A 4,596-nucleotide genomic window follows, 5' to 3' on the forward strand; every position below is an offset into this window, starting at 1 on the left:
GGTCGAGCGGCAGCAGCGTCCGCAGGTCCACGACTTCGACCTCGATCCCTTCCTTGGCCAGCGTCTCCGCCGCCTCCAGCGCCGTGTGCACCATGGCCGCGTAGGTGATGATGCTCAGGTGGCCGCCGTCCTTCACCTGGCGCGCCACCCGCGCCTTGCCGATGGGCACCACGTAGTCGGCGTCTTTTCCCGCCGGCAGCTCTTCTTTGATCCTGCGGTACAAGAACTTGTGCTCGAAGAAGAGCACGGGATTGTTGTCGCGGATGGCCGACTTGATGAGTCCCTTGGCGTCGTAGGGCGTCGCCGGGCAGACGACTTTCAGCCCGGGCGTGTGCACGAAGTACATCTCCGGGTTCTGCGAGTGGAAGGGCCCGCCGTGGACGCCGCCGCCCGAGGGCCCGCGCAGCACCACCGGCGCAGGCGCGCCCCAGCGGTAGTGCGACTTGGCCAGCATGTTGGTGATCTGGTTGAAGGCGCAGCCGATGAAGTCGATGAACTGGAACTCGACCACCGGGCGCAGTCCGGTGAGCGCCGCGCCGAAGGCGGCGCCCACGATGGCCGACTCGGCGATGGGGGTGTCGATCACTCGCTCCGGCCCGAAGCGTTGGATGAATCCGTCGGTCACCTTGAACGCCCCGCCGTAGATGCCGATGTCCTCCCCGATGCAGAAGACCTCGGGCGAGCGCTCCATCTCCTCCCAGATTCCCTGGCGGATGGCTTCGAGATAGGTGACCGGTGCCATATTGTCTTAGGCGGCTATTTAAAGTGCAGCGCCGCCTCCGTCTCCTTTGGCTTTGCTGCCTCTTTCTTCCCCGCCGCAACCTTCACTCCTCCGTACTTCGGCTTGATGGCGTGGCAGCCCGCCTCGCAGTACACGCCGCCCTCAGCCGCCTCCGGCTTGGGCATGGGTGAGGCCTCGGCGAAGTTGCGGTCCTCTTCGAGCTGCTTCTCCACCTCCGCGATCAGCTTCTTGTTCTCCTCCGCCGTCAGCCACTTCTTCCCCAGCAAGAACTTCTCAAAGCGCGCGATGGGGTCGCGCTTGCGCCAGTACTCAAACAGCTCTTTGGGGACGTACCCGGCGGCGTCGTGGATGGCGTGGCCCTTCATGCGCATCATCTTGGCCTCGATGAGCGTCGAGCCCTCGCCGCGCCGGGCGCGCTCCGCGGCCTCGTGGCAGACGTCGTACACCTGGCAGGGGTCGGTGCCGTCCACGATCACGCCCGGGATGCCATAGGCCACGGCGCGGTCGGCCAGGTCCTTGATCGCGAATTGCAGCTCAGTGGGTGTGGAGTAAGCCCACAGATTGTTCTCGACGATCAGGATCAATCCCAACTTCTGCACCGCGGCGAAGTTCAGCCCTTCGTGGAAGACGCCGGTGGACTGCCCGCCGTCGCCGATGTAGGTCATGACGGCGATGTTGCGGCCCTGCAGGCGCGCGCCCAGCGCCACGCCCGCCATAACGGGGATGAGGTCGCCGAGCATCGAGATGGGCGCCACCACATTGCGCTTCTCGTGGTCGCCGAAGTGCGAAGACGCGTCGCGACCCTTGGTGGGTGAGCCCGCCTTGGCCATATACTGCATCATGATGTCGCGCGCCGGAAAGCCGCGCACCAGCATCGAGCCCTGATTGCGGATCATGGGCGCCAGCCAGTCGTCCTTCTGGAGCGCGTAGGCCGAAGCACACGAGCAGCCCTCCTGCCCCAGCCCGAAGTACACCCCGCCCACCACCTTCCCCTGCTTGTAAAGATTCTCGAGCGCCGCCTCCATGCGGCGGTTGAGCAGCATCCAGCGGTAGATCTCGATGCACTGCTCTTTCTTCAGATACTTCGACTCGCGCAGTGGCGGCGCGGGCGCACTCAGGTCTCCTCGGACCTCGTAGCGCACCTCGCCGTCCTTTGCCACCTCGACCACGCGGAAGTTGGGGCGCTCCAGGCGATAGTCGAGGATGCCGTGGGCATTTTTCGTTGGCGCGGGCGCGCCGGGGTTTGCCTTGCCCGGCGGGTTGCTCTTCGGCTTGTGGTTGGGACCCTTCATCTCAGGCTAGCGGTTGAGCACTCCGATGTACTGGCGCCACGGTCCCACTTCGTCCGTGAACTGCTTGGCGATCACGCGGCTGATCTGCGCCATGTGCGTCATGTCGTGCGTTACCCAGGTGGCCAGCAGTTGCCCCAGCGTCACCTGGCCCAGCGCGGGATGCGTCCCGCGGCGCGCGAGGTCCGCGGGCTCGAGTTGCAGCGCGTGCACCGTCTCCAGGTTCTGCGCCCGCAGCGTGGCGAAGGTTTCCAGCAGCTCGGCGATTGTCTTACCCCGGCTCTCCTCGAACATGGCGAAACGGTCGAAGGGCTCGAAGGGGAGCGCGTCTCCGTGCTCCAGGATCAGGCGCAGGCGCGGCACCCAGTCGGTGCGCTCGCCGTGGATCAGGTGGCCGACCACGTCGAACGGGCTCCAGGTCTCCGGGCCTTCGTTGGCGTGCTGCCAGGGCTCCGGCAGCCCGCGCAGCAGGGCGTCGAGCGCCGCCGGCGTGCGGCCCAGGATCGTAAGCGCGTCGGCGAGCTGGAATTCCATGGACGTCGTGTACTCCTAGGCCCAGGTTTCCTCCTCGCCGTGCATCTTCCGCAGCTCGGTCGGAGGCTTCATGGGAACGCCGATGCGCCGGCCCAGCAGCGCCTCCAGGTTTTCCACCCACAGGACCTGGCTTTGAAAGACGGCGCCGAAGTTGCGCGCGGCGGACTCCGCTACCTTTTCCAGGGTGGGGGCTTCGCCCAGCTCACGCCCCAGTGAAGTGACCGCCTTGTCAGCAATGCCGCAGGGGACAATGAGTTGGAAAGCGTCGAGGTCCGTACTGACGTTCAGCGCGAAGCCGTGCGAGGTGACGCCGCGGGAGATGTGCACGCCGATGGCGGCGACCTTGGCGTCGCTCTGCTCGGTCCAAACGCCCGTCCGTCCCGAAACGCGCCGCGCGGCAATGCCGAAATCCGCGCAGGTGCGGATGAGCACCTCCTCCAGCCGGCGCACGAACTCCACCGCCCCGAGCGTTTTTCGCGGACCTTCGGGTGTCGCGAACCCACGCAGGTCGAAGATGGGATATCCCACGAGCTGCCCCGGGCCGTGGTAGGTGACGTCGCCGCCGCGGTCGCACTCGAACACTTCCACGCCGCGCGCGGCCAACTGCTCGCGCGAAGCCAGCACATTCTCCGTCTTAGCGTTGCGCCCCAGCGTGATGACCGGTGTGTGCTCCAGCAGCAGCAGCACGTCGCCAATCTCGCCGCGCTTGCGCAACTCCACCAGCGAGCGCTGCAGCTCGAGTGCCGTGGCGTAATCGATGCGGGCGAGTTGGAGAACGGAGATCACGCGTTGATGGCCACTCCATACACGCTGTTCATGGCATCGAGCATGGCCTCAGCCAGCGTGGGATGCGCGTGAATGGTGAACATCAGGTCCTCGGCCGTGGCTTCCAGCTCGATAGCGGCCACCGCCTCCGAGATCAGCTCGGTCGCCGACGGCCCGATGATGTGCACCCCCAGGATCTCGCCGTACTGCGCGTCCGACACCACCTTGATGAAGCCCTCATGCGCGCCCAAGATGCTTGCCTTGGAGTTGGCGGCGAAGGGAAACTTGCCGATGTTGACCTTGCGCCCCGCCTCCTTGGCCTTCGCTTCGCTCAGGCCCACGCTCCCGATCTGCGGCTCGCAGTAGGTGCAGTTGGGGATGTGCAATGGGTTCAGCGGCTTGGCCGGCTTGCCCGCGATCTTCGCCACCGCCACGATCCCCTGCATCGAGCCCACGTGCGCCAGTTGCGGCATGCCCAGCACGATGTCGCCGACGGCGTAAACGCCGGGCTCGCCCGTCTGCATCCACTCGTTGGTCTTGATAAAGCCGCGCTCCGGCTTGATCTTCGTCTTTTCCAGTCCGATGTTGTCCGTGCGCGGCGCGCGTCCCACCGCGATCAGAATCTTTTCCGCCTCGATCTTCTGCGGCTTGCCGTCCGCGGGAGTGAACGTCACCGCGACCCCGGTCTTGGTCTTCTCCACCTTCTCCACCTTAGTGCTCACGTGGCACTGGATGCCCTTCTTGGTGAAGGCGCGCAGCAGCTCCTTGGAGATGTCCTCGTCCTCGAGCGGCACCATCCGCGGCAGCGCCTCGAGCACAGTGACCTCGGCGTCGAAGGAGCGGTAGATGGAGGCAAACTCCACGCCCACCGCACCCGCGCCCACCACCACCAGCGACTTGGGGATGGCGCTCAGGCTGAGAATCTCGATGTTGGTCAGCACGCGCGAGTCGGCTTCCAGACCGGGGAGCATCTTGGCTTCCGAGCCCGTAGCCACAATCACGTTCTTGGCCTTGACGAAGGTGTTCTCGCCCGCCGCGCCGCCGCCGCCCTCGGTATAGACCTCCACCGTCAGCACGCCGTCCTTGGCCGGGCCGGTCAGCCGCCCGTAGCCCTGCACGGTGGTGACCTTGTTCTTGCGCATCAGGAAATCCAGGCCCTTGGTGTGCTTGGTGACGATCTTGTTCTTGCGCTGCTGCACCGCCGCCCAGTTCACCTTGGGGCTGGTGACGCCCTCGATGCCGAACTCCTTGGCCGCCTTCATGTAC

Annotated in this window: 5 protein-coding genes; all 5 read right to left on the reverse strand. The window is 65.8% G+C overall.

Features of this window, described 5'->3' with window-relative positions:
• A partial coding sequence (locus tag VGQ94_05015; protein ID HEV2021868.1) for a transketolase C-terminal domain-containing protein occupies positions 1-742 on the reverse strand: 742 nt, incomplete at its 3' end.
• Positions 743-756: 14 nt separating this feature from the next.
• The gene (locus VGQ94_05020; GenBank protein HEV2021869.1) at positions 757-2,034 is read right to left on the reverse strand and encodes a thiamine pyrophosphate-dependent dehydrogenase E1 component subunit alpha; all 1,278 of its coding nucleotides are present in this window, start codon (positions 2,032-2,034) and stop codon (positions 757-759) included.
• 6 nt (positions 2,035-2,040) lie between these two features.
• On the reverse strand, positions 2,041-2,565 hold the full coding sequence (locus VGQ94_05025; protein HEV2021870.1) for a DinB family protein: 525 nt from the start codon (positions 2,563-2,565) through the stop codon (positions 2,041-2,043).
• Between the two features lie 15 nt (positions 2,566-2,580).
• Positions 2,581-3,351 (reverse strand): lipoyl(octanoyl) transferase LipB, encoded by a 771-nt coding sequence (gene lipB / locus VGQ94_05030; GenBank protein HEV2021871.1) that lies wholly within the window; start codon positions 3,349-3,351, stop codon positions 2,581-2,583.
• On the reverse strand, positions 3,348-4,596 hold a 1,249-nt coding region (gene lpdA, locus VGQ94_05035; protein ID HEV2021872.1), incomplete at its 5' end, for a dihydrolipoyl dehydrogenase. The genes lipB and lpdA, both read right to left, overlap by 4 nt.

This window comes from Terriglobales bacterium (assembly GCA_035937135.1).
Lineage (GTDB): Bacteria > Acidobacteriota > Terriglobia > Terriglobales > Acidobacteriaceae > DASYVL01.